The sequence below is a fragment of the Methyloprofundus sedimenti genome, from assembly GCF_002072955.1.
Lineage (GTDB): Bacteria > Pseudomonadota > Gammaproteobacteria > Methylococcales > Methylomonadaceae > Methyloprofundus > Methyloprofundus sedimenti.
The window spans coordinates 50271-75815 of sequence record NZ_LPUF01000004.1 but is presented as its reverse complement, the minus strand read 5'-3'; the positions used below and the strand labels follow the sequence as shown (position 1 = coordinate 75815).

Genomic DNA, 25545 nt, shown 5'->3' with positions numbered 1-25545 from the left:
GTTTAAAATAGTAATTTTTTTAAAAATAATATTCTTTGCATTTCAGTAACTAACAAAAAAACCCTAAGGCATAGTGTAAAGCATTAGGGAATTGTTGCATTTTTTGTTGTAAAAATACAACTTTATATTTTAAGTTTATTACCTTTTGTCTGTAGTTGCTACAACAAAAAAGTTACTTAGTGCTGTGTATCAAATAATTAGAGTAAGCTATTTTTTGGTAGCAGGGAGGATGTGCAGTCAGACTATTTGCTCTCACCACAAAGATGTTAGCCTTTATTTTTGTTTTAAACGGTATAACGAGGAAATATCTTCATTGCCAAAACCTGCATTTATGAGTTGCTCATAATCGATAATAGTCTGATTGACTAAAGGCAGGTCGGCGGTGTTTTTTTCCGCCATGGATTGACAGATTTTTAGATCTTTATGATGTAATGCAAGTTTAAAACCTGGCTGGTAATGTTGCTGCGTCATAGTCAGTCCTCGGTGGTTTAAAAACCAGTTACCCGCCGCGCCACCTGAGACTATGTCAATCACTTTTTCTAATGGCAGTCCTTCTGCTTTTGCAAACGCCAGAGCTTCTGTAACGGCCTGGTTAATGCCTGCGGCCATAATCTGGTTGACTGCTTTGGTTCCCTGACCCATCCCCGTCTTACCCATATAGACAATACGCGTACACAAGGTATTTAATACTGTTCTCACTTTATCCAGCACGGCTTCATTGCCGCCAACCATCATTGCTAATGTGCCATTTTTCGCACCTTCTACTCCACCTGACACAGGAGCATCCAGAAAGTGAGCCTGTTTGTCTGCTAATAACTCGGCGACAGTTTGAGCTGTTTGGCTGCTGACGGTAGAAGTATCTATAACGATACTTCCAGGTTTTATGCTTTGCAGTACTGCATGAGTCACTTCCAGTAAATCATTATCGGCAGAAACACAGATAATAATTATATCGACACTGGATGCAAGCTGCTGGATTGATGCCGATACAGCTATACCCAGTTCTTCTGCCAGTTTTTCAGCCTTTTCAGGGGTTCTGTTCCATAGTTGAGTTAAATAACCCGCTCGGGCCATATTGCGTGCCATACCTGTGCCCATTGCGCCTAGGCCAATGATTCCTGCTTGCATTATTATTTCCTGCTCCGGTGTGTGAATTTACCTTTTTATTTTATAGGGGGGGCTTTATTCAAATACAACTGCAGGGCGCGGCTTTAACCCCCATTTGTCGAACTTGCGCTAGTAAATGGCCTCAGGCTGCGCCCAGTATGAGTATTAAAAGTGATTTTTACCACTGCTGCCCGCTATTTTGCTGTTGTTTTTGTTGGCCATACTGATATTTGAATTTGCGTTTTAATAGCCCTGAAGGATCATCCGGAATGCGCTTTAGCCATTGTTCGCTAGCTTGCTGTTGCTCGCTGTCCTGAACATTTTCTTCACTGGCCTGTGTGGCTTCAGGTTCTTTTTCTTGCTCTTGTTCTGCATTTTCTTGTTTACGGGCCTCGGCATTTTGTTGTTGCTCACTTTCCTTGTTTTGCTCCTGTTCAGTTTCAGCAGCAGGATCTTGAGGCTTGTTATCATCCGCATCTGCAGAGCTCTTAGGTTTTTGTTGCTCAGATTGTTCTTCTGATTGTCCATCTTGTTGATCTTGTTGGTCTTGCTGATCGCCAGACTGGTTTTTTTGCTGCTCTTGTTGGTCTTGTTGATCGCCAGACTGGTCTTCCTGCTGTTCTTTTTGGTCTTGCTGTTGTTGCTGATTCTTGTCCTGATCTTGCTGTTGTTGTTTTTGTTGTTCCTCCTCCAGTGCCTTTTCGACCAGTTCTTTATTGTATCGAGCATCTTCATTATCTGGGTTTAGTTTTAAAGCCTCATCATATGCGCTAATGGCTTGTTCCAGTTGCCCTGATTTGGCTAACACATTACCCTGATTATAATATCCAGTATCGGTTGTTGCAGGTAGCATTTGCTCATCTTCAGATAGTTTTTGATCGGCTTTATATCGCGCTGCTGCTTGCCAGGCTGGATCGGTAAACTGCTCTGCAGCTTGCTGGTAGTTGCCATTTAAATATTCTTGTTGTGCTTGCTGTTGTTTAGTTTGCCATAAGTCCTGCCACTCAAAGGCGTAACTGTTTTTAGGTAAAGGCAGTAAAAAGATAAAGAGCAGAGTTAATAAGCCACGCCTAAATGACAAAGCAGACAAAAGTAACACCGGCAGCATTAACCAGACACCTGCTTCCAGCCAGTTTTCCAGCAGTAAATCATTATTCAGCGCTGCACTGTGTTTTGCTGTCTGGTCAAAATAATGACTCAATCGTTCTATATCGGCATCAGTATCGGTTATTTGCTGATAAATACCGCCACTGTTCTGGGCAGCTTTTTGTAAAGCGCGGCTGTTTAGCTTAGCTAGTACGATATTGCCACTCGCATCTTTTAAGAAGCCTCCTTGTGCTAGTTTTATAGGCGCACCACCCTGAGTACCTACTCCCAGAATCGAAAGCTGAAATGCACTCGGTAACTCAGCCTGGTCAATAGCTTGTTCAATTTTATCATCATCAGTAATCAGTAAAATCTGTCCTTTTTGCAGACCTGCATTTTTAAAGAGTTGTATTGCTAGTTGCAGGGCTACCAAGCTATTGCTGCCCTGGGCAGGCATGATATCGCCAGTTAACGCAGATAATTGGCTGTTTATAGTTTCGGTATCGTCGGTTAATGGCGTCACAGTAAAGGCGGAAGCAGCATAGACTATCAGCGCTGTTTGTCCATCTTTACGTTTGTTTAACAGGTCGGAAATCTTGTAACGCGCACGCGCCAGGCGAGAAGGTTTAATATCTCCGGCCTCCATAGAGCGCGATAAATCCAGAACAATGACCAGTGCAGCTGCATTTCTAAAAACCGGGGTCGGAATACGTTCCCAGGTCGGCCCTGCCAAAGCAAGAATAGTCAGAAGAGCAGCTAAGCTACTGGCAAACAAAGGCATACGACTTTGCTTTGCTGGTTTTTCTTGCAAAATAAAAGGTAATAAATCTGTATCACAGACTGCTTGCCAGCTTCCCTGCTGTAATTTATTTTTAAAGCTAAGAAAAATAAATACCAGTAAAGGCAACAAGGCTAATAGCCAGTAAGGTCTAATAAAGTGAAATTCGTTGAGCATCATGTCCATCGTAATCGTATCAAACTAAGCAGTGCAGCTAATATTAAAGCAGCTCCCAAAGGCCAGAAAAATAATTCATTTCGCGGGCGAAAGAACTGTTTGTCTTTTTCAATGGGCTCTAATTTATCCAGCAGTTGGTAGATTTCTTTAAGTTCATCGGTGTTTCTGGCGCGAAAATATCGTCCTCCGGTTTTTTCGGCAATCGCTGTTAAGGTCTTTTCATCCAGATCGCGAGATGGATTAACTCTTTGACTACCAAAAAAACTGCGCACAATCATTTCATCTGCACCTATGCCGATGGTGTATATTTTTAATTGATGCTGTGCGGCTATTTCAGCGGCTTTTAGTGGTGATACCTCACCAGCAGTATTAGCACCATCGGTGAGCAAAATTAATACTCGGCTATCGGTTTGCTGATCTTGCAAACGTTTGACGGCCAGACCGATGGCATCGCCAATTGCAGTGCTTTCTCCAGCCAAACCTATAGCGGATTCATTGAGTAAAATTTGTACCGTTTTTCTATCAAAGGTGAGTGGCGTTTGTAAATAAGCATTGGTACCAAATAAAATCAAGCCTAAACGATCACCAACACGGCGTTCAATAAATTCATTAGCCACTGTTTTGGTAGCCGTTAAACGATCTACCGCCTGATTATTAACTATAAAATCTTGTTCTTTCATGCTGCCCGATAAATCTACCGCCAGCATTAAATCTCGACCGCTGACACCTTGTTCTATTGGTTCGCCTAACCATTGCGGACGCGTACTTGCTAAAACCAGCAGGCACCATGCTGCAACAGCTAACCACAACGCCCAGGGTTTATCTGACTGAGCTGTTTGCTGGCTTTGAGCCACATTAAAGTCCTGCAGAAAAGGCACTTTAAGCGCAGCTTGTTCGCTGGTTTTAGCGGCAGGAAAAAAACGCCTGATTAGCCAGGGCAAAGGAAGAATTAGCCATAACCACGGCCATGCAAAATGAATCATATCTTAGGTTCTTGTTGGGCGTTTAACCAGGTTTCGCATAGATTAATTAGCGGGGCAAGGTATTGCGTATCTGCGTTTTGGCTATAAAGTGCATCGGTGAGTAACCAACCGGTATCACTATTAAAACCACGATTAGGAATGCTTTGATCCAGAAAATTTAGCCAGTCTTCACCGGTCAGGCTAGCGACATCTGTGCGTGGATAAAGGCTAACAGCTGTACGGCGCATTAAACTGGATAATGCCGCTAATTTTTCCTGCTTAGTCAATTGTTCGTTTTGTCTAAGTGTTTTTAAGTGTTGCCTGGCTGATTTTAGAGCGGTTTTACGCGTGATATGTTTGTACAGTTTATAGCTTAGGAAGATACAAAGCGGGATTAGTACCGCTAAAATCCACCAGCCTATAGCAGGCGGCCACCAGCTTATCACCGGTGGTAAATGGATATCACGTAAAGGGAGTTCTGTTGCTTGCATTTGTGTGCATGAAAGTTAAAATTTTTTCAGGATAAGTTAAGTGAGCAAAAAAGATGTCATATTTTTTACCACAGAGAACACAGTTTTTTTAAAACCTCTGTGCAGCTATATTCTGTGCGCGTATATAAAAATCTGTTTATATTGTTTATTAAAATAATTTTGTGCGAGCACTTAAAATTAGAAGACTAATTCTATAATATTCGTAAATTGCTTGCTGTAATTATTTAACAGTCATTTCCGTAATTTATCAGTTTATTACATATCCCACTTAAATAGCGAACTTCATTGAGTGATTAACAAAGCTTTGAGCATTATCTGTACTGATGCATTTCAACCCTTCGGCATAAGCTTGATATAACGCTTCAACGGTTCGTGGTCTTTGTTTGCGTAAGTACTGTTTAATTTTATTCCATGCTAATTCAATCGGGTTAAGGTCAGGTGAGTAAGGCGGTAGGTAAATAAGCTTTGCTCCTGTCTTTTGAATAAGATCCTTAATTTCATCTACTTTATGAACTGAGGCATTATCCATCACAACATAGTCACCTTCAGCGAGTAAGGGGCAAAGAAAATGCTTCAAAAAGTAGAGGAATACAAGTCCTGTCATGGTTCCTTCAAAATTTAAGGCGGTTTTCATACCGGCTGATGTCATTGCCCCGACCATACTTATACGCTGCCCTTTAGCAACCGGCGCTTCATCATAAACACGCTGATCTGACGGTGCTCGCCCATAAAGAGGTGAGAGATTCAGTCCTGCGCCCATTTCATCAAGAAAAATGAGCTTATCGAGCGATATATCGGCGATTTCAGTGCAATAGTCTATTTTTAGCTTTTTAGTTCGGTCACAATATTTAGCTGGATCGTACGGACTTTTTTTTATATCGAATATTCATACGCTTAAGAGCTCTATCCATTGAACTTTTCCCCATGCTAATACCAAAGTGTTCAGCATATCGGTCACAAAGATCATTTAGTGTCAAATCAGGCTTTTTTATTAGCCATTCTTTTATCTCAAGAGCACCCGCTTCATCTACTTTTGGTGCAACATGCCCGCCTACTTTTTTGGCTGCAATCATGCCAGTTTCCTGGTAATGTTGCCATAAGGTATAAACAAAAGAATAAGAAACAGCGAAACGTTTAGCTATATCAGGTTTACTTTGTTTGTCTATCTCAATAGCATTGAGCACTTTTTTTCGAATATCGACTGAGTAAGGGGCTGGCACAAAAATATGATTGATAACGGAGAACTGGGAAAGCTATAGTACATTAAAATTCAGTTCATTAATACGGGAAATGTAATAGCACTCCTTTAAGTGCCTTTTTCAGGCAGTGTCCGGGAGTGTCGGCTGCTAGCAATGACGGAGAGACTGCCATACCACTCGGTTGCACCGCAGGTCTTTGTTCAGAGCGTTGCAGTCAGAAACCAAGGCTTAGAATCGTTAAAAATCAGGTTGTATTGGCTCACCTTTCATTAGCTTTACAGAGTGTGCAACCTGCTTTCTCCTTGTTTCTTCTAGCATAATAGCTGCGCGACGCCGTTTAATGTGCCGGCTGTAATAAAAACACCAATCAACATTATTTTTCCAGCGATAAAAAGCTATAGCATAAGTTATGTAAGCCTGCGAATTTAATAGCCCACAACACTTAATAAATATAAATTTTGATTAGCTATCATGAGCTGGCTGAATATTTTATTCTTGCTAAATTCCAGGCTTTTGCCTAATTTGCAATATACTTGATCAGCAATAGCGACTATTATCATGAGACACTGTAAGCAATTAATTTAGGCTATGCATGCATTAAGTCTTATTAATTACATAAATTGTTGTTTTTAATTAATGACACTTGCAACAAAGGCCAGCTATATAAGGCATCAGCATCTAACGCATACATAGCCTAACATTATGTTACAAGAATCACGGGGTAAAACGATGTCAAAGAGCGCCTCAAATAGATCATATATGGACCTTGTAGTGACTTTTGGTCCCGCTATATTACTGGTTATTGCCGGCTTCTGGTTCGCCTATCAATTTGTTGCGCCACCGCCACCGAAAAAGATTGTTATTAGCACTGGATCAAAGACTGGTACATACTATGAAATCGCGCAGCAATATCGCGAAGAACTTGCTAAAGAAGGCATTGAGCTGGAGATCATCAGTTCTACCGGGTCAGGGGAAAATATCCGCCGCTTAGTAAATAAGCAGGCGGATCTGGCCTTTATTCAAGGGGGCACGGGAAACAAGGAGCCGGGGCTGTATTCGTTAGGAAGCCTTTTCTATGAACCCTTATGGATTATTCTTGGTAAACGAATTAATGTCGAACAAATAGCTGATTTTTCTGGCTTACGTATTGCTATTGGTGAGGAAGGTAGCGGTACACGAATACTGGCAAAACAGTTACTTGAATTAAACCATATCGAAGAAAATATGGCTCAGTTATTAGCTTTTCCTGCTAAAGAAGCAGCTGAAGCTTTGATTAAATCGGAGATTGATGTCGATATTATGGTTGCTTCCAGCGAATCTGACATCGTGGAACAACTGTTACGTGATAATCAGGTAAAGCTGCTAGATTTAAACCGCGCTGATGCGTACATGCGTTTGCTACCCTATCTCTCGAAAATTACTTTACCTGAAGGTGTCATAGATCTGGGAAAAAACGTACCTGCTCAAACAGTGACTTTGCTTGCGCCTACTGCTAATTTAGTGATTAGCGAAGATTTTAATCCGGCACTGATAGTTTTATTCCTCAAAGCTGCGGATGTAATTCATAGTAAAGCGAGTGTTTTTTCGGCAGCTGGAACATTTCCATCCAGTGAATTTACAGCGTATCCCATCAATAAAGTTGCAGAGCGATTTTATAAAAAAGGTCCGCCTTTTTTGATGCGTTACTTACCTTTCTGGCCTGCCGTATTTATCGATAGAATGATTGTTATGTTAGTGCCTTTATTAGCGCTGTTATTGCCTTTGGGTAAAATAATGCCGCCGCTATACCGCTGGCGTATTCGTTCTAAAATTTATCGCTGGTATAAGGAATTACAGGAGGTAGATGATACCGTACACAGGCAGCAGCTCTCCGTAGCTCAATTTGTGATGATAAGTCGTGAATTGTCGCGTATTGAAGATCAGGTTAATAAGGTGAAAACACCTCTTTCTTATGCTGACCAGGTCTACAATCTGTTGTTACATATTGATCTTGTGCGTAAGAAATTAAATGCTAAAAAACCGCAATCTTAATGAAAAATTGTCGGGAAGCAGGATTTATTTAGTCCATTTCTCCAGCATTTTGGCAATGCAATATTGTTACATTTATTCTTGGACTAATTTTAAGGTTTTTTTACCTGCTAAATTCAGTAATAATCAAATTGATCGATTTTAAATAATTATAAAAAATAAGGAGTTTCCATGTTAGAAAAAAATCAAATTGCCCCGGAATTCAGTTCAGTCAATCAGGATAATAAAATTGTCAAACTATCTTCTTTTAAAGACAGTAAAAATGTTGTTTTGTATTTCTATCCAAAAGACGATACTCCTGGCTGTACAATAGAAGCTAATGACTTTACCGCTCTGGCTAATGAATTTGCTGCGCTGGATACTGTGGTTATTGGTGTGAGTAAAGATTCATGTACCAGCCATGTTGACTTTATAGCAAAATTTAATCTAAAGCTGGATTTACTTGCTGATGAGAGTGGAGAGGTATGCGTCGCCTATGATGTCTGGCGTGAAAAAGTAAAGAACGGTGAGACTAAGATGGCCATTCTTAGATCTACTTTTATTATTGATAAACAAGGTAAGGTAGTCGAAGCATTGTATGGCGTCAATCATGAAGGGCATGCACAGGCCATGCTGGATAGAGTTCAGCAACTGCAATATCGTGGTGCATAAAAGAAACCCGTCCAGGTATTTTATAGTGGTAGCACTTTTGTCATTGGCCATGCATAAATGTCGAACGGGATTTGGGGGAATGGGCCAATAGCTCGTTTACCCAATGCTGGCAATGCAAATAGATTGCATATTGTGTCTAGTTGGAGATGAGATGTCATGAATGATAAAGAATTAGTAGCACAGCACGCAGCTAAACGAGTTAAAAATGGTATGACCGTTGGTTTGGGAACAGGGTCAACTGCAGATTATTTTATTGTTGAACTGGCACGTCGCCAAACAGAGGAAAATCTGGCAATTACTTGCGTATCCAGCTCTATTGTCAGTATGCTTAAAGCTCAGGAGCTCGGTTTGCCGCTGCTTGCAATAGAGCATTTATCTCGACTGGATTTGTACGTCGATGGTGCTGATGAAGTCGCTCCCGATAATTCTTTATTAAAAGGCCAGGGTGCTGACCTGGTTAGAGAGAAGTTATTGGCAAAAGCATGTGATCAATTTATTGTGCTGATTGATCAAACTAAGATAGTTGACCATATTGGCGCACATTTTCCTATCCCAATCGAAGTAATGCCTTTTGCCTGGCAATTGGTGCAACAGAGCCTTAAGCAATTAGGCGGGCAAGGATTTTTACGGCAAAATAGCCAAGGCAGCGGTTTGGCCGTATCGTCTTATGGCAGTTTGGTATTGGATATGCGCTTTGATCCAAAACTGGAGATTGCTGAATTAGATAGTTTATTAAATGCGACACCAGGTGTTGTTGAGCATGGTATCTTTTATGGGCTAGCTAGTACTGTTTTGCTGGCTGATAACGGGGTAGTAAAAGAAATCACGGTCAGCTAAAAAAACTGGATAGCATGATAAGTGGCAAATGATATTTTCAAATGAAGGTGAATAAATGATTCAGGCATCAAAAATTAAGTTAAGTCTATGCTTTACAGTTACTCTGTTAGGGCTAGTTGGTTGTGCTGGCGAAGTGATAGAAGAAGGTTACTATAATCCAGACTCTCGTGCGGCTGAAGCCTGGCGAGATGAACATACCGGTAATGGGGACAATCCAGGTCCGAATTCACCTGGTTATACTGGACCTGATGGAGAATATTCGTTGTATCCAGACAATGACCCGCACTAGTTCAGTAATGATTACTTTTATGGCGTCAATTTCTATTGATGAAAAACTGGTCTATATAAATGGGTTTTTGTAAGCAGAAACATTGATATATTTAAAGCATAAAAAAAGACTTCCCTGCTTCTTGGAGCATGGAAGTCTTTAGTTTTTTGATTAAGCCGCTTGAAAACGGGCTTTATTTTCATGCGATCTTTCCAGGTTTACTCCTTTTACGGTTCACATTTACGTTACTGGAAATAGCTGCAGTAGCGAATAATGCTGAAGAGATAATAAATTCTCCTGAGACAAAACCAAGCAGGCCAATAAAAAATACTAATGCAGTTAAAGCATCTTTGTAAAAATCGTTCATAAATATATCCTCTGTATTAAAGTGAAGTGAGCTTAATTTAACCCACGTATTAATTATAAGTACGATATATAGATTTACAATGATACTAAATATGTATTTATTGTTTCCTGTTAAGGAATAATACGTCATAAACCTTTCATATAAACAGAGTAAAGGTCACGGGACTTATTGTACTCGTTCAAAATACAGACTGAAAAAGACGGCTATAAGTCACGTGTATCAGAAAACAGGCTACTTGGTATGCTTATGCTTTTTATATCTTATTGCCCGTTCATTGATTGCGCAAAAAAAGCGTCTCAACCTTTTGTCGTGCCCAGGGCGTTTTACGAAGAAATTTTAGGCTGGAAGTGATGCTTGGGTCACTGGTAAAGCATTTTATTTTAATTAGGCGGCCTAATTCTTCCCAGCCATATTGTTCAACTAGAGAGGTTACAATTTTCTCTAATGTTATGCCATGCAATGGGTCGTGGATACGGGGCTTATTCGCTTGTTCCTTCTTCATTGCTATTGTCCTGGGTATTTAGTGGTTCAGCTTTCTTAACGCGGATCTTGCTACCAGCGACATCACTGCCATTAAGGTTTTTCATCGCTGATTTGGCCTCGCCTGGTTTAGGCATCTCGATAAATCCAAAGCCTTTGGATATGCCTGTGTCATTGTCTAGAACCAAGGTGCAAGACTGCACAGTTCCGTATGCTGAAAAGAGTTCTCGAAGCTCTGTTTCGGAGGTATTTCGGGTTAAGTTGCGTACCAGTAATTTCATGGAGTGACTATATTTATCTTAAAAATGGCTTAATTATACTCCTGTAATGGCTAATAGAGTATTTCCTGTTAATAGCCAAAATAAGTGAGCCAGTTTCAATATTAATATTGAGGCTCTTTTCCTGAGATAAAGTCATTTATTTGGATAAATTCATGCGATGATTTGCTGCAGGTAAAGTGTTATTTAATAATCCTAGAAACCTCAGTTGAGTACGGATTTTGTGGAAAACCTGAGTATGAAAGACAAGGCACTGCTCGCAGGCAATGGCCATAGCCCTTGGCAAGAGCTGTAACGCAGTATTTTGTGCTTAGATTTATCCACAAAACCGTAAAGCGGAGTATAGTCACCCAGCAGGTGACCAGTATTTACCATCATTATATTTTATATTCAGTCACTTATAATGTTTTATAGCGGTCAACTGCGGTTTCTAGGATAATCGTAGCAATAGAAGAAGTATTTGCTAATATGAATGCTTGAAATGAAGTACTGAGGCAATAATTAAAGGAGAGATAATGAAAGTTATAGCGTTTGGCGCGAGTAGTAGTAAAAAATCCATTAATAAACAATTAGTGACTTATGCGGCTAGCTTGTTAGAAGACGCAGAAGTTGAAGTGCTGGATTTAAACGATTATGAACTACCGATGTTTAGCGTAGACAAAGAGCAGGAGCTAGGTCAACCACAATTAGCACAAGATTTTGTCGCTAAGATTGGTGCTTGCGATGCGCTTATTATTTCTTTTGCCGAGCATAATGGAACTTTTACTGCGGCGTATAAAAATCTTTTTGACTGGAGTTCACGGATTAATAAAAAAGTATTTCAGAATAAGCCGGTAGTGTTTCTTGCTACCTCGCCTGGCACTGGTGGTGCTGCCAATGTTTTGGCGATGGCGGTTAATTCTGTCGCGCATTTTAATGGTAATCTTAAGGCGAGTTTATCAGTTCCGAGCTTTTACCAGAATTTTGATGTCGACAATATCTGTTTAACAAATCCAGAGCTGAATGCTCAGCTAATTGCGACTATGGAGAGTTTGCAGTAGTTGCTTGTTATTATTAGTGTAGTTGTCAGCTATTATGTATAGCTAATATTAGAAATATGGTTGGAACTATGATGACGTTTAAATGTGAACTATATAGTGTTATAAGAGCTGCAATGACCATGCGTATTTTATTAAATAGTCTGGTGTTATTATGCTTATGCCTGTTGAGTTTGCCGGGTGAAGCAAAAAAATTATATAAATATCAGGATGAAACAGGCGGCTGGCATTATACTGACAAGCTACCGACGGCTGAGAAAAGTAAGGAAATCAAGCTTGAAGTTCGGCAGTTAAAGGTCGCAACTAAGCAGCGTGTCAGCTTAAAACAAGTGGGCGAAAAACGGCAGCCGGAATTTGTCATCAGAAATGATTATTTTGGTCCGGTAGAAGTCGAAGTGGCTTTTTCCGAACAGGACAATGTGCAGGCAAAACCAGCCTTACCCAGAAAGTTTGTAGTTCAGCCTGGCGTTTCCAAGCCTTTGTTTGGCTTGGGTGCTATAGATGAATTTCAAGGCTGGCGGTATGCTCTTAGTTATCGGTATTCTCTTGGTGAACCCACCGCTCGACATAATACACAGGCTATTTATATCCCGCCATTTGCCAGTTATAAAAAGTTTCAAATTAGTCAGGCTTTTAATGGCCCGTTTTCTCATACTGATGAGCAAAATAAATACGCGGTTGATTTAGCAATGCCAGAAGGCTCAGAGGTTCATGCGGCCAGAGCAGGAGTGGTCATGAGTCTGGAAAATGATTATTTTAAAGGGGGAATAGATAAACAGGCCTATAAAGAGCGTGCAAATAGCATAACAATTTTACACGATGATGGATCTATGGCAGTTTATGCCCATTTACAAGTAGATCGAGCGCAAGTTTATGCTGGCATGCGAATTGGGGTCGGACAGTTAATTGCTTATTCAGGCAATACCGGATTTAGTTCCGGGCCGCATTTACATTTTGCTGTGCAAGTAAATCAGGGGATGAGTCTAGTTTCCGTGCCTTTTAAGTTTAGTGACAATCAGGGTAAGCTGTCTCAGCCTAAAGCTGGACAATGGTTATCTGGTTTTGATGTAAGTCAGTGAGCTAGGGATTTGTCTTAAGGCGAGTACGATAAAAAATCATCGTAAGTCATCGGGGTCGGATTTTTTAATGAAATATACAAAAATCCAACCCGGGCAGCATTGCTTATAGCTATTCTTGTGTTTCTTCCGTACTTTCCTCATCTAATTCAAGGTTAGTCACGGTAGACATACACTCTAAATAACTACTGGTATAATTTCTATGTGCATCAGACAGGCCTTGGGCTGAGCCAAAACTCTCACGTAGTTCTTTTAAAATTTCTTCCGGCTTTTCAGACGTTTTGGTCGAGATCATTTTTGTATAGCCTTTATAAGCAGCTTTGCGCATCGGATCAAAGGGAACAATTCCGGGCATTTTCTTTGAGGATAATTCAACAATGCACTTCGTTACAGTCTCAGGCTCAAGGTGGTAGGATTGAATATCTGAATCATTTTTTATTTGTTCTAATACCGTTTCTTGATATTCCTCTTGTTCAGAGCATGCCGTCAAGATTAAAGCTGATAAGCTAATAATTAATATTTTTTTCATAAGAGTTGTTTTTAGATTGGTTATTTTGTAGCTTCAATTTCAAGCATGGCTTTGTTAATCCATGCTTCAGCTTCGGCGTTAATATCTTTGCTTTTTCGACCTTCGACAGGAATAATTTGGCCAATTTTTACCTGAATAGTGCCTGGGTACTTCAAAAAACTATATCGTGGCCAGAATTCACCGGCATTATGAGCAACGGGGAGGACCGGATGACCAGTACGCAGTGCGAGTAAGCTCCCGCTTGCACTGAACTTTCGTTGTTCGCCTGGAGCAGTTCTGGTACCTTCTGGATATATTACGATCCAATAGCCTTCCTGCAAGCGTTTTGCCCCTTGTTTTAATAATTGCGTTAGTGCCTCCTTAGGACTGGATCGATCAATAGCAATAGGTTTTAAGGTGGCCATTGCCCATCCCCAGAAGGGTATCCAGAGTAAGGACTTTTTTAGCAAGATACTTGATGTCGGCAATATTGACGTTAAAAAAATTGTTTCCCAGGCTGATTGATGCTTACAAAGTACTATTGCTTCCTGATCCGTGGGAATGTTTTCCAGGCCAGAAACTTGGTAGTTTAAGCCGCAGATGCTTTTACCAAGAAACAAAGTACAATTGGCCCAAAATTTCGCTATCTTATAGCGTAGTTTTCCTGGGAAAGGTGCAATAGCAAGCACGATGATGGCTAAAACTATCGTGATTGCTAATACAGAACCAAACAAGAGTGCTGATCGTATGTAAAGTAAGGAAAGCTTACCTTGATAAGATGTATTCTGCGGCATCATAAAGATTCTCAAAAATAGGAATGTTTAAATCAGGGTTGGCGGCTAATGTTTTTGTGCCGTTACCTGTTTTGACCAATAGTGGTTTTGCCCCTGCAGCGATACCTGCTTCAATATCACGCAATGAATCACCAATAAAATAAATATCTGTTAAGTCGACCTGTGCATCTTTACCAAACTGCTCAAGCATACCCGGTTTAGGTTTTCTGCATTTACAGTCTGCATCGGGCAGGTGTGGGCAGTAATAAATATGCTTTATTTTGCCGCCCAAAGCTTCCACCATGTGTATCATTTTAAGATGTATTTCGGTGAGCGTTGCATCGCTATAATGCCCTCGGCCAACACCCGATTGATTAGTGATAACAACAACTTGATAACCATGTTGATTCAATAAAGCAATTGCCTCAAGGCTACCCTTTATCGGCAGCCATTCGTCAGCTGATTTAATAAAGTCACCTGAATCTTGATTAATAACGCCATCACGATCCAGTAATACGTACTTAGCTGTACTCATTAACTTTGTAATTTAGAAATATCCGCGATTTGTAAAAATAAGGTTGATAGCTTAGTCAGTAATGCTAATCGATTTGCACGTAGATCTAAATCATCACACATCACCATTACGTCATCAAAGAAATTATCAACCTCTGCGCGTAAACCAGCTAACCGATTTAACGCGGCTTGATAGTTTTTTTCTGCTAATAATGGCGCGATATCCTGCTCTGCTTGTCCGGCTGAGGCTAATAAGGCGATTTCAGCTGGTTCTACTAACTTGCCAACGGTCGCGGCTGGTTGGTTTTCTGATTTACGTAGAATATTGTTGATGCGTTTATTGGCAGCGGCTAAACTTTCTGCTTCCGCCAGGCTTCTGAAATTTTGTACTGCCTGTAAGCGACGTTGGAAATCATAAGGCTGAGCCGGTAAAATTGCAAACACGGCTTCAAATTCATCCGCAGTAAAGTCATGATCCAGGCAATAACCTTTTAGACGCTCAAAAATAAACGGAATGACTAAGCCGCGTGTTTTGTCCAAATCAAATTCATGCGTAAACTGATTCAGCGCAAAATCCACACAGGCAATTAAATTGATTTCCAGCTGGTTTTCAATAATGGTACGTAACGCACCTAATGCAGCACGTCTTAGTGCGTATGGGTCTTTATCACCACCAGGAATTAAACCCGCACTAAAAATACCCGTCAGTGTATCGATTTTTTCCGCAATTGATAAAATCTGACCTGTGCTGCTAGTCGCCGTTGTGCTACCTGCACCTTTCGGGTAATATTGCTCTTCAATCGCTTGTGCTACCTCTGCTGATTCACCATCTGCTAAAGCATAATAATGTCCCATTAAGCCTTGTAAGCTAGCAAACTCTTCGACCATATTGGTCACAAGGTCAGTCTTAGCCAGTTTAGCAGCGCGTATGGCAAGGTCTGGATCAACGTTAATGCTTTTGGCAATGAACTCAGCTAGTTTTTCTACGCGCAGTGATTTATCCGCTAAACTGCCTAATTTTTTCTGAAAGATAATAGTGCTAAGCAGCTCGGTACGTTCTTCTAAACGCAGTTTACGGTCCTGATTCCAGAAGAATTCCGCATCCGCTAAACGCGGCATAACCACGCGCTCATTACCTTGCTGGATAGAGAGAGGATTTTTACTTTCGATATTACTAAAGGTAATAAAGTGCGCAAGTAGTTCGCCATCCACATTCTTAACCGGAAAATACTTTTGGTTAATCTGCATGGTGGTAATTAATACTTCAGCAGGTAAAGCCAAATAACGCTCGTTGAAATTTCCGGTAATCGGTACGGGAAATTCATTCAACGCGGCAATTTCTTCTAATAAATCATCTTCTATATGCGCAATACCACCCACAGCCGCAGCGGCACTATTTGCTGCATCACGAATGATTTGCATGCGTTGCGCGAAACCAGGAATGACTTTACCTTGTGCTAGCAATGTTGCTTCATAGCTTTCTGGTGATGCAATGCAAATCGCTTCAGGTGCATGAAAACGATGCCCATGGCTGATATTGCCAGTAGTTAAGCCTAGAATGTCAGTATTAATGATCGTAGCACCATACATCAATACCGCCCAATGTACCGGACGGACAAACTCGACAGTCGAAGCCCCCCAGCGCATACGTTTGGCAATCGGTAATTGGTGAATGCTTTTACGAATAATGTCAGGGATCAATGCAACGCTGGCTTGACCTTTTACTTTCTGAGTAAAGCTAAGCCATTCGCCTTTATTGGTTTGTACGCGCTCTAATTGATCAACGGTGGTGCCGCAGCTTCTGGCGAAGCCTTGACAGGCTTTACTCGGTTCACCTTCATCATTAAACGCGGCGGCTACCGCAGGGCCGCGTTTTTCGATACTTTTATCAGCTTGTGCGCTGGTCAAATCTTTAATCAAGACGGCAAGACGGCGGGGCGTTGCATAAGCAATGCATTCGTCAAAGCTTAAATCTGCCTCCGTCAGGCCGAGTTTAATATTGTTTAATAAAGCATTACTTAATTTAAGCAATGAGGCCGGTGGTAATTCTTCGCAGCCTAATTCGAATAATAAGTGTTGTGCATCGCTCATGCTGCTGCTCCTGTGTTTTTGACCAGCGGAAAGCCTAGTGATTCACGACGGGCATAATACGTCTCGGCAACGGCTTTAGCCATATTTCGTACTCTTAATATATAGCGCTGACGTTCGGTCACCGAAATCGCATGGCGCGCATCCAGTAAATTAAATACATGTGACGCTTTCAAAACCATTTCATAAGCTGGCAGAGGAAGATCTTGCTCTATTAATTTTGCAGATTCCGTTTCGTAAATATCAAAGCTCATGAACAGGAAATCAACTTTTGCGTGTTCAAAATTAAATGCTGACATTTCCACTTCATTTTGATGAAAGACATCACCATAAGTGACTATGCCTTGAGGACCTTTGGACCAAACCAAATCATAAACGCTTTCCACGCCTTGAATATACATGGCGATACGCTCAAGACCGTAAGTCAATTCACCCGTGACAGGGCGGCATTCCAAACCTCCGACTTGCTGGAAATAGGTAAACTGCGACACTTCCATGCCGTTTAACCATATTTCCCAGCCCAAGCCCCAGGCTCCCAGAGTAGGCGATTCCCAGTTGTCTTCTACAAAACGTACATCATGCTCCAGTAAATCCAGACCAATATGACGCAAAGAGCCCAAATAAAGCTCTTGAATGTCATCAGGGGAGGGTTTTAACACCACTTGAAACTGATAATAATGCTGCAAGCGATTTGGGTTTTCACCATACCGCCCGTCAGTAGGGCGACGTGAAGGCTGGACATATGCGGCATTCCAGGGTTCAGGGCCAATCGCACGTAAGAAAGTTGCCGGGTGAAAAGTACCCGCACCAACTTCTAGATCCAGCGGTTGTAGCAAAACGCAGCCTTGCTCTGACCAATAATTTTGTAAGGCAAGGATAAGCCCTTGAAAAGTAGATAAATCGTTATTTGAGTTGGACACGTTAGTGGTGGAGTGTAAGCGATAAAGTTTTTCAATTATAGCTTAAAAATGGGCGTCGAAACAGGGGATGTAAAGTATCGGAATTATTTAAGGTGATTACATTTTACCTGTATGGGTCATGCAATTATGTTTTGTAGGTTGATGACAGGTTTTTTGTTAGGGCCTTATTTTGAGGTCGAAATAGGTATTCAGAATGTTGTCTGTATCAGCTTATTTAATGAATTCAGGTAGATTATCTGTATTTTAATCTTGTGAGAAATGGTTTGCTTGATAATGTGATACGGTCGTATTTAAGTTTTCAATATTGTGTTTAGAAATGACTTTATCATGTTGACTGGGCTGGTGACGATATTGATGATTTAGAGGTAGGTAAATGGTGTGCTGGAATAACGTAATGCCGTTTTCCGGCATACGTTGTTTATTAAAATAAGTATTGATGTTGGTACGTTATCAGTGCATTTTTTAAAGTGTTAAAACAGCTGCTCTATCAGATATACAAGGCTTTGATGCTGTGAAGAAAATGCAAGGGCGAAAGTGCTATATCTTGGTTGATCCACTCGGGTTAATTATGGTCTTTGTGGATACAGCAGATTCAGTAAAAGAGTGGGATAGTGCAAAATTATATGCAAATCATTTACAGGTTGTTGTAAAAAAATACGCCGTATTTAGGTGGGCGAAGGAATATACCAAAAGTGAGCGCAATTAAACAAGACAAGGAGAGTCAATGATTGGCAAATGAAAACAAGAAAGCCGCTTAACTATTTTAAAAAAGGAACCTTGCTGAGGGATTGGTCTGTCTAAAAGAAATAAAATAGTACGGTACCAAGTAAGCGGGTAAAACTTGATGAAGTTTACTCTCAGTTTAAAAAAAATTAAGTAATTTCAATGAATTGGGAGAGGTGCTTTTTTTTAAAAAACGGCTTTCCACTCAGGTACTATATAGACAAAAATAATTCAGACAGACAAGTCTCTGATAATGCACTCAACAAATAACAAGTTACTTGAATTCGCGTAATAATACGCCGCTAGGGAAGAACAAAACTGATCTTTGAGAAGATTTATCGCAACACATATGAATTAATACGCAGTATAATAAATCCAACGTGACGCGGGTTATGCAGAATACAATAAGTTAGAATGGCTTACTTTTAACAAAATACTGATATTTTTAATGAGAATAATAAAATGGTTATTAACCATACTCCTCACTTGTTCTACCCTAAGTTTAATATTTGGTTATTTTGTTTATCAACACCTAAGTGCAGAACTTCCTGATATCCAGGTATTAAGAGACATTCAGTACACGCAGCCGTTAAATATCTATAGCCAGGATGGGCTATTAATCGAACAGTTTGGTGAAAAAATACGCACCCCAATTAGCATCTCCAACACCCCCAAACAACTTGTTAATGCTTTTATAGCTGCTGAAGACGGTAATTTTTTCTCTCATATTGGCGTCGATTTTAAAGGACTTGCTCGTGCAGTGATACAACTGGTACTAACGGGCAAAAAAAACAGGGAGGTAGCACTATTACTATGCAAGTAGCGCGTAACTTCCTGTTGAGTAATCAAAAAACCTACACACGAAAACTTAAAGAAATTATTCTCGCCTTACAAATTGAACAAGAATTTAGCAAGAATGAAATCCTTGAACTGTATCTAAATAAAATTTATCTGGGGCAACGCGCCTACGGTGTAGCGGCTGCTTCTGAAATTTATTACGATCGCCCTCTGGCACAACTGAGACTTGCAGAGCTGAGTATGATTGCTGGCTTGCCTAAAGCGCCATCTAGTTATAACCCAATTAGTAATCCTGAACGCGCGTTACTTAGACGCAACTATGTATTAAAGCGCATGTTAGATTTAAACTTTATAGAGCAGCAAGAGTACGATGCTGCCATTAATTCGCCTATTACTGCCAATAGCTACACCACTCAAAGGGAGCTGTATGCGCCATATATTGCCGAAATGGTGCGCAATGATATTATCAACCTCTATGGCGAAGATGCTGCATATACATTAGGCCTTAAAGTTTATACCACCCTAAAATCAGACCTGCAAAATGCTGCAGTAAAAGCTTTGCGTGCAAACCTGCACCAATTTGATGAACGTCACAGCTACCGTATCGAAAAAACTCAAAAACTCCCTCTCAAATCAAGCTATAACATGGGCTCAACATACCCTGCACATGTCACTCAAATTAATAATGACCAACTTACTGCTGAACTGAAGGATGGTACGGCGATCAAATTATTCTGGAAGGATAGTCCCTGGAGTACAAAATATAATCCAGACACGCAGCAAACATCTCGTATTAACTCATACTTAGACATAATTGAGTTGCACGATACAATCCGTGTCAGACAAACCAATAATAAGTGGCGACTTGCTCAAGTCCCGGAGGCAGAAGGCGCTTTTGTTGCTTTAGCCCCTGAAACGGGTGCTGTTTTAGCATTATCAGGTGGCTACGCTTATTTCAATAATAAATACAATCGTGCAACTCAAGCAAAACGTCAGCCCGGTTCAGGCTTCAAACCTATTATATATACGAGTGCGCTTGAGTCAGGTTACACAGCAGCCAGCATAATCAATGATGCTCCCATAGTGGGAACGTATGACTCTACAGAAGAAAGTGCATGGCGACCTGAAAACTATAGTCATAAGTTTTATGGCCCAACCAGCATCCGCACTGGATTACGCAATTCGCGTAACTTAATTGCCATACGTCTGACAAGAGCAATCGGAATTACAACGGTTATTGACACAGCCATGCGCTTTGGCTTCCAGCAGGAACAATTACCCAGCAAACTGTCCCTGGCATTAGGCAGCGGGGATGCTTCCCCGTTGCAAATGGCTCGCATGTATGCGGTGTTTGCTAACGGTGGATATTTAATTAACCCTTACTATATAGAACGCATTGAATCCAGTACGGGGGAAATTCTATTTCAAGCAGAGCCACAAACTGCATGTGCTGAATGCGAAAACAGTACAGCGCCCAGGATTATTTCCCCACAAATAAATTTTTTAATGAACTCACTTTTACGTGACGTCGTTCAACGCGGTACAGCGGTTAAGGCTAAATCCCTTCAGCGCACTGACTTGGCTGGGAAGACAGGCACAACCAATGATCAAAAAGATGCCTGGTTCAATGGCTTTACGCCTGACATTGTCGGCATAGCCTGGGTAGGCAAAGATAACTCCAAAAGTCTTGGTCGCTGGGAAACCGGCGGCAAAGCAGCACTACCCATGTGGATAGAATTTATGCGATATGCACTTAAAGATAAAGTAGACCACGAGCCAATCATGCCCGAAGGCATCAGCAAAATGCTAATAGACCCAGAAACGGGTCTATTAGCAAGGAAAGGATCATCAACAGGAATCTGGGAATATTTTACTGACGAATCTATTCCAGCTCGGCACGCTTCTTATGCGGAAACGGAGAGCGAACTAACTGGAGAAGAAAGCGTTCCTGCTCAGGTAATTCCTGAAGCATTATTCTAGACTTAAGAAGCATCTTTATGTAAAAATTGCGACAACCCACTAATGCCAGGGCGTGTCCAGTCTTAATATGAGACTAGTGTACTCAATTTCTGTCCATAGCTGGGGGCACACATCCCTTTTAGACATAAAAAAACAGCTATAAAAGCTGTTTTTTAATCATGAATGCATATGTGCTACACGTTACGCACATCTTTTCCTGTATAAATCTGCCTGGGTCGACCGATACGTTGCCCTGGTTCGGCCATCATCTCCAGCCAGTGAGATACCCAGCCTGCAGTACGAGCTATAGTAAACATTACGGTAAACATATCAACTGGTATATTTAAAGCCTTATATATAATACCAGAATAAAAGTCTACATTTGGATACAGTTTTTTCTCTATAAAATATTCATCTTTCAATGCATACTCTTCCAGTGCAAGAGCCAAATCAAACATAGGGTCTTTGGCTGACGTCCTTTCAAGGACTTCGTAACAGGCTTTACGAATAATTGTCGCTCTAGGATCAAAATTCTTATAAACCCTGTGCCCAAAACCCATTAACCGGAAAGGATCATTTTTATCCTTTGCTTTTTCTATATACTCAGGAATTCTATCAACTGTACCAATTTCTCCCAGCATACTTAGGACGGCTTCATTGGCACCGCCATGAGCAGGCCCCCAAAGTGCTGCAATTCCTGCAGCAATACAAGCATAAGGATTAGCGCCTGTGCTGCTTGCCAGACGTACAGTCGAAGTACTGGCATTCTGCTCATGATCGGCATGCAGAATAAATAATAAGTTCAAGGCCTTCACAGCGACCGGGTCGATATAATTATCTTTATCAATATATTTCTGGGACGGCAAAGAAAACATCATATTAAGGAAGTTTTCACAATAGCTTAGATCAGATCGTGGATAAACATAAGGATAACCAATCGAATGACGATAACAAGCGGCTGCAATTACCGGCATTTTTGCTAACATCCGCATCGCAGAAATACGCCGATGTTCCGGATCATCCATATTCAGCTCACTATGATAAAATGCGGACAAGGAACCAACAATTCCCACCATCATAGCCATTGGATGCGCATCATAATGAAAACCATCAATAAAACCGCGCATAGCTTCATGCAACATAGCATGCTGGCCTATCTCATGTTCGAATTGAGCCTGCTCATGCTTATCTCCCAGTTCACCATTCATCAATAAATAGGCAACTTCAAGAAAAGTACACTTTTCAGCCAATTGGTCAATAGGGTAGCCTCGATACAACAAGACACCTTTTTCACCATCTATATAAGTGATCGCACTTTTACAGCTTGCCGTTGACATAAACCCCGGGTCATAGGTAAACAACCCCATTTTCTTATTTAAAGAGCTTACATCAAAAACCGGTGTGCCGATAGTTCCCCTAAGCATAGCAAAATCAGCTTCCTTTCCTGTTGAGTTATCTCTTAGGGTCAATGTGTTTTGTGCCATGATGTTTCCTAAAGTTTTAATTAAACTACCGGATTCACAGGATTACTTGCTATAGCGCTTACGGAATTTATCTACGCGTCCAGCAGTATCAACTACTCGCTGCTTCCCGGTATAAAACGGATGACAAGAAGAACATACCTCAATATGCAAATCTTTACCTAATACTGAGCCTGTAACAAACTCATTTCCACAACCGCAAGTCACGGTTATTTGTTTATAATCTGGGTGAATTTCTGGTTTCATAATGACCTTTACACGTCTAATAAATCGACTAACATACAATTTTGAACAGAGTATAATACTTCTTTACTCAACTATCTGCAAGTCAAGATAAAAAATATGCGTATCATTACTATAAATACCAACGGCATTCGCGCTGCGGAGCGTAAAGGCTTTTTCCCCTGGTTAGCTCAGCAAGACGCTGATGTGGTTTGCATACAGGAAACGAAAGCACACCCTGATCAACTTACAGCGGATGCATTTCGCCCTGTCGGCTATTATTGTTACTACCATAGCGCAGAAAAAAAAGGCTATAGCGGTGTTGCAGTATACACTAAACACAAACCCGACAAAGTGATAGTAGGTATGGGCTTTGATGACATAGATAGCGAAGGACGGTACCTAGAAATACAGCTTGGTAATCTCAGTGTTATCTCACTCTACCTGCCCTCCGGCTCATCTAAAGAGGAGCGTCAAGCCTTCAAATATAGTGTGATGGATCGTTATATGCCTATTTTACAGAAAAGCGCACACAATGAACGTGATTATATTATCTGTGGCGACTGGAATATAGCACATAAAGAAATTGACTTAAAAAACTGGAAGGCAAATCAGAAAAATTCAGGTTTTTTACCCGAGGAACGTGCCTGGTTAGATCAACTATTTCATAAGGAACCCTGGAGCGACGGCTTCAGAGCAATTAATCAAGAGGCAGATCAATACACCTGGTGGTCAAATCGAGGTCAGGCATGGGCAAAAAATGTAGGTTGGCGCATTGATTACCAAGTGATAAGTGAACATTTACAAGAAAAAGTACAATCAGCTTCAATTTATAAAGAGGAGCGTTTTTCAGACCATGCCCCTCTTATCATAGACTATGATTATGCACTAAAATAATTGCCCACTTTCTTTTTACAATGTAGAAACTTGCAGTTGAGTAAGTGTTTAAACGTTCTACGAATCAATTTTCAAAGCGTTTTTATATAGAAATTTTCATTTGTCACGGGACGAGCAAGGTATCACCCTGATCAATGCTCAAGCTCTACGCGTATGGTTATCTCAATCGCATTCAATCTTTTTAGTGAAGCATTTGTTGCTATTGACGGTAGCAAGTTTAAAGCTGACAACAACTGTGACAGAAATTACACTCAGGATAAATTAAAGCGAAGACTCGAACTGATTGATGAGCGTATTGGCCGCTACTTAGGAGTCTGTCGGATTAAATCATATATTTAGATGCTTCTGTCACATTTGAGATTTTTAAAAAATGAAAAGTTGATAAGTCATCTTCTAATAATTAACTTTTTGTGTGAATGCACTATCTCTTTATCTGTTTTATGCGCTTAATTACTGCATTCTCATTACATATACTTTAGACGGATTTAAAGCCCCCAGGTGAAACTGTCTAAACCCTTGCATATGGTTAATAATACCGAAAACTGTTTTAACGGTTGATTTTCTCTTAGTGTAGGGTGCTTTGCCTTTAGAAAAATATTCAGCATTATACCCTTTAGATATTTTTGCCACTTTTAAAGTACGCACTAAGGTGCCTAATGCCAAGAATACGCCATTGTGTTCCATGCTAGGAAAGTCTTTGTTTGGAGTTGCAGCAGCTCTTTCCTTACTGACTTTTTTGGTCTTCTATGAAATTACTTCTTGAAGGGTTTTGAAAGCAGCTGCTTTTAAAGGTTAGGTTGTATAAATGTGTTGCAATTCTAGCAGGATAAGTCAAATATCATCACACGAGGTATCATCAATGGTGATATTGGAAAAATATCCATTTACCCGGTTTCCAGTAACGGTGACACACCCTTGCTAATCCAATTTAACCGAATAAATATATATTATATAACAATGGACTATCTATTTTTAGGAACGATTATACCTTAGTATATTGATTTTAAAGGTTATTTACTATGACCGTTCAAGCGCTATATAAACTTGCTATAGTGGAAATTGTAGGGAAATTTAGAATCTTTTTATCAAAATTAGTGTTATATTACATGTCGTTATATTGTTTACTTTACTATAACTATTAAGTTATGGTTTAAAGACATATACTTACACATAACTTTAATTGATTACGTATAAGCTTCGGCTATTGTTGGTTAATGCGGTAAACAGTATATTTCAGCTAGCCGGCTCATTTTCGAGTTCTTTTATCGGGAATGTCAATATGCTACTCAGGGGTTTACAATTCTGTAAATTTATTGATGCTTTTGAATTTAGCTGTGGGTTATGGCTTATCAGGAATTTCTTTATAGCCTGTATTCGTTAGCATGCGATTGTTAGATAAAAGTTTTTTAAAGAAACTGAAGCTTGCGGGTAATCAGGTAACTTTAATAACGCATGGATATTGTTGAATTAGAAATACCCCTAGATGATTTGCATACGGTTGTGCGTGGGGTGCCAAAGATGTCCCCGAGTGAAGTGATGCAAATAATAAAGCTATGTATCCTTAATAAGTGTAGAAAAAAGCCAAGCCTTTTATTTGTCTAATTTTCCTTGGTTTGAGAGAAACCTTATTGCATTACTAAGGTATTGAAAAAGTAGACGATAATAAAAGCTATTTCTGCGAGAGAATTTTTCGGTGTTTTCTGGAGATCAAAAAGCAATATTTTTGGGGGACGGAAAATTATGGACTCAGAGTTACTTTGTTGAAACGATAGGGGATGCTAACAAGGCTGTAATTAGAGCTTATGTTTGAGGTCAACTTAAAGAGCATGAGAACAAGGAGG

Annotated in this window: 26 protein-coding genes and 1 pseudogene; 10 read left to right on the top strand and 17 right to left on the bottom strand. The window is 40.4% G+C overall.

From position 1 onward, the window contains the following. Positions 1-273: 273 nt before the first annotated feature. From AU255_RS17895 to AU255_RS17870, 6 genes are all read right to left on the bottom strand, one after another. The gene (locus tag AU255_RS17895; RefSeq protein ID WP_080524260.1) at positions 274-1128 is read right to left on the bottom strand and encodes an NAD(P)-dependent oxidoreductase; all 855 of its coding nucleotides are present in this window, start codon (positions 1126-1128) and stop codon (positions 274-276) included. 157 nt (positions 1129-1285) lie between these two features. Next, the gene (locus AU255_RS17890; protein WP_332889075.1) at positions 1286-3157 is read right to left on the bottom strand and encodes a VWA domain-containing protein; all 1872 of its coding nucleotides are present in this window, start codon (positions 3155-3157) and stop codon (positions 1286-1288) included. After that, the gene (locus tag AU255_RS17885; RefSeq protein WP_080524258.1) at positions 3148-4131 is read right to left on the bottom strand and encodes a vWA domain-containing protein; all 984 of its coding nucleotides are present in this window, start codon (positions 4129-4131) and stop codon (positions 3148-3150) included. Before AU255_RS17885 ends, AU255_RS17890 begins: the two co-directional genes overlap by 10 nt. Then, positions 4128-4601, bottom strand: a complete 474-nt coding sequence (locus AU255_RS17880; protein WP_080524257.1) for a DUF4381 domain-containing protein — start codon at positions 4599-4601, stop codon at positions 4128-4130. Before AU255_RS17880 ends, AU255_RS17885 begins: the two co-directional genes overlap by 4 nt. 268 nt (positions 4602-4869) lie before the next feature. Continuing rightward, complete coding sequence (locus AU255_RS17875; protein ID WP_269844800.1) at positions 4870-5394, bottom strand: IS630 family transposase; 525 nt, start codon at positions 5392-5394, stop codon at positions 4870-4872. A 55-nt stretch (positions 5395-5449) separates the two neighbouring features. Further along, positions 5450-5821 carry a helix-turn-helix domain-containing protein gene (locus AU255_RS17870; RefSeq protein ID WP_158083035.1) on the bottom strand — a complete coding sequence of 124 codons (372 nt, stop codon included), beginning with the start codon at positions 5819-5821 and terminating at the stop codon, positions 5450-5452. Positions 5822-6571: 750 nt separating this feature from the next. Here AU255_RS17870 and AU255_RS17865 point away from each other — a divergent pair. The 4 genes from AU255_RS17865 to AU255_RS17850 all read left to right on the top strand — a co-directional run bounded on the left by AU255_RS17865 (position 6572) and on the right by AU255_RS17850 (position 9605). Beyond that, complete coding sequence (locus AU255_RS17865; RefSeq protein ID WP_158083165.1) at positions 6572-7831, top strand: TAXI family TRAP transporter solute-binding subunit; 1260 nt, start codon at positions 6572-6574, stop codon at positions 7829-7831. A gap of 168 nt (positions 7832-7999) precedes the next feature. Then, complete coding sequence (locus AU255_RS17860; RefSeq protein WP_080524255.1) at positions 8000-8479, top strand: peroxiredoxin; 480 nt, start codon at positions 8000-8002, stop codon at positions 8477-8479. Positions 8480-8635: 156 nt separating this feature from the next. Continuing rightward, complete coding sequence (gene rpiA, locus AU255_RS17855; RefSeq protein WP_080524254.1) at positions 8636-9316, top strand: ribose-5-phosphate isomerase RpiA; 681 nt, start codon at positions 8636-8638, stop codon at positions 9314-9316. A 55-nt stretch (positions 9317-9371) separates the two neighbouring features. After that, positions 9372-9605, top strand: a complete 234-nt coding sequence (locus tag AU255_RS17850; RefSeq protein WP_080524253.1) for a hypothetical protein — start codon at positions 9372-9374, stop codon at positions 9603-9605. A gap of 178 nt (positions 9606-9783) precedes the next feature. Here the strand turns inward: AU255_RS17850 and AU255_RS20525 are convergent, their stop codons facing one another. The 3 genes from AU255_RS20525 to AU255_RS17840 all read right to left on the bottom strand — a co-directional run bounded on the left by AU255_RS20525 (position 9784) and on the right by AU255_RS17840 (position 10712). After that, positions 9784-9951, bottom strand: a complete 168-nt coding sequence (locus AU255_RS20525) for a hypothetical protein (protein WP_198942688.1) — start codon at positions 9949-9951, stop codon at positions 9784-9786. 271 nt (positions 9952-10222) lie between these two features. Beyond that, entirely contained in the window at positions 10223-10453 is a 231-nt protein-coding gene (locus AU255_RS17845) for a VF530 family protein (RefSeq protein ID WP_080524252.1), read from the bottom strand. Continuing rightward, entirely contained in the window at positions 10431-10712 is a 282-nt protein-coding gene (locus AU255_RS17840) for an RNA recognition motif domain-containing protein (protein ID WP_080524251.1), read from the bottom strand. Before AU255_RS17840 ends, AU255_RS17845 begins: the two co-directional genes overlap by 23 nt. 512 nt (positions 10713-11224) lie before the next feature. Between AU255_RS17840 and AU255_RS17835 the strand changes: the two genes are divergently transcribed. Beyond that, the gene (locus AU255_RS17835) at positions 11225-11749 is read left to right on the top strand and encodes an NADPH-dependent FMN reductase (protein ID WP_080524250.1); all 525 of its coding nucleotides are present in this window, start codon (positions 11225-11227) and stop codon (positions 11747-11749) included. 68 nt (positions 11750-11817) lie between these two features. Further along, positions 11818-12825, top strand: a complete 1008-nt coding sequence (locus AU255_RS17830; protein ID WP_233144744.1) for a M23 family metallopeptidase — start codon at positions 11818-11820, stop codon at positions 12823-12825. Between the two features lie 109 nt (positions 12826-12934). Here AU255_RS17830 and AU255_RS17825 read toward each other — a convergent pair whose 3' ends face one another. Genes AU255_RS17825 through glyQ form a run of 5 tightly spaced genes read right to left on the bottom strand, consistent with a single transcriptional unit; the run spans position 12935 to position 17624 of the window. Further along, complete coding sequence (locus AU255_RS17825) at positions 12935-13351, bottom strand: hypothetical protein (protein WP_080524249.1); 417 nt, start codon at positions 13349-13351, stop codon at positions 12935-12937. A gap of 20 nt (positions 13352-13371) precedes the next feature. After that, entirely contained in the window at positions 13372-14127 is a 756-nt protein-coding gene (locus AU255_RS17820; RefSeq protein WP_233144743.1) for a lysophospholipid acyltransferase family protein, read from the bottom strand. After that, positions 14096-14638: a D-glycero-beta-D-manno-heptose 1,7-bisphosphate 7-phosphatase gene (gene gmhB / locus AU255_RS17815; RefSeq protein WP_080524248.1), complete on the bottom strand. Its 543-nt coding sequence runs from the start codon at positions 14636-14638 to the stop codon at positions 14096-14098. The genes AU255_RS17820 and gmhB overlap by 32 nt, the downstream gene beginning before the upstream one ends. Then, complete coding sequence (gene glyS, locus AU255_RS17810) at positions 14638-16707, bottom strand: glycine--tRNA ligase subunit beta (RefSeq protein ID WP_080524247.1); 2070 nt, start codon at positions 16705-16707, stop codon at positions 14638-14640. Before glyS ends, gmhB begins: the two co-directional genes overlap by 1 nt. After that, positions 16704-17624, bottom strand: coding sequence for a glycine--tRNA ligase subunit alpha (gene glyQ, locus AU255_RS17805; protein ID WP_080524246.1), 921 nt, complete (start codon positions 17622-17624; stop codon positions 16704-16706). The genes glyS and glyQ overlap by 4 nt, the downstream gene beginning before the upstream one ends. A gap of 511 nt (positions 17625-18135) precedes the next feature. Here glyQ and AU255_RS17800 point away from each other — a divergent pair. Both AU255_RS17800 and AU255_RS17795 read left to right on the top strand, forming a co-directional pair. Continuing rightward, entirely contained in the window at positions 18136-18330 is a 195-nt protein-coding gene (locus tag AU255_RS17800) for a hypothetical protein (protein WP_143736017.1), read from the top strand. Between the two features lie 465 nt (positions 18331-18795). Next, positions 18796-21125: pseudogene (locus AU255_RS17795) on the top strand (penicillin-binding protein 1A). 173 nt (positions 21126-21298) lie between these two features. Here AU255_RS17795 and AU255_RS17790 read toward each other — a convergent pair. Further along, positions 21299-22588 (bottom strand): citrate synthase, encoded by a 1290-nt coding sequence (locus AU255_RS17790; RefSeq protein ID WP_080524244.1) that lies wholly within the window; start codon positions 22586-22588, stop codon positions 21299-21301. A 42-nt stretch (positions 22589-22630) separates the two neighbouring features. Continuing rightward, positions 22631-22831 carry a 50S ribosomal protein L31 gene (gene rpmE, locus AU255_RS17785; RefSeq protein WP_080524243.1) on the bottom strand — a complete coding sequence of 67 codons (201 nt, stop codon included), beginning with the start codon at positions 22829-22831 and terminating at the stop codon, positions 22631-22633. Between the two features lie 96 nt (positions 22832-22927). Here rpmE and AU255_RS17780 point away from each other — a divergent pair, with 96 nt between their 5' ends. After that, the gene (locus AU255_RS17780; protein WP_080524242.1) at positions 22928-23704 is read left to right on the top strand and encodes an exodeoxyribonuclease III; all 777 of its coding nucleotides are present in this window, start codon (positions 22928-22930) and stop codon (positions 23702-23704) included. Between the two features lie 450 nt (positions 23705-24154). On the opposite strand, the gene AU255_RS17770 is transcribed toward AU255_RS17780, so the two are convergent. After that, positions 24155-24388, bottom strand: a complete 234-nt coding sequence (locus tag AU255_RS17770) for a hypothetical protein (RefSeq protein ID WP_080524240.1) — start codon at positions 24386-24388, stop codon at positions 24155-24157. 1009 nt (positions 24389-25397) lie between these two features. Between AU255_RS17770 and AU255_RS21505 the strand changes: the two genes are divergently transcribed. Then, on the top strand, positions 25398-25514 hold the full coding sequence (locus tag AU255_RS21505; RefSeq protein WP_198942687.1) for a transposase: 117 nt from the start codon (positions 25398-25400) through the stop codon (positions 25512-25514). Positions 25515-25545 lie beyond the last annotated feature (31 nt).